This window comes from Pseudotabrizicola sp. L79, assembly GCF_036553525.1.
GTDB lineage: Bacteria > Pseudomonadota > Alphaproteobacteria > Rhodobacterales > Rhodobacteraceae > Pseudotabrizicola.
Genome location: NZ_JAZHDA010000015.1, coordinates 1 through 223, shown reverse-complemented (window position 1 = coordinate 223; position 223 = coordinate 1). Strand labels below are relative to the sequence as shown.

The 223-nt window shown below is 60.5% G+C and carries 1 pseudogene; it reads right to left on the bottom strand.

The features are described 5' to 3' along the window. Positions 1-223: pseudogene (locus V3C85_RS00050) on the bottom strand (hypothetical protein); the annotation flags it as partial.

The window sequence follows — 223 nt, the reverse complement described above, 5'->3', positions numbered from 1 at the left end:
GCGCTTCTTCGCGGGTTTTGTATTTCCTGCGACGGATGCGTTCGCGTTTGAGCAGGTTGAAGAAGCTCTCTACGACAGCATTGTCCCAGCAGTTCGCTCGGCGGCTCATGCTGGGAGCGAGATTGTGCTGTTCCAGGAACTCCTGCCACTCGTAGCCGGTGAACTGGGACCCCTGGTCCGCTGCCCGGCAGCGGTTTGCCTTCAAACCGCGAGAGGGGGAGTG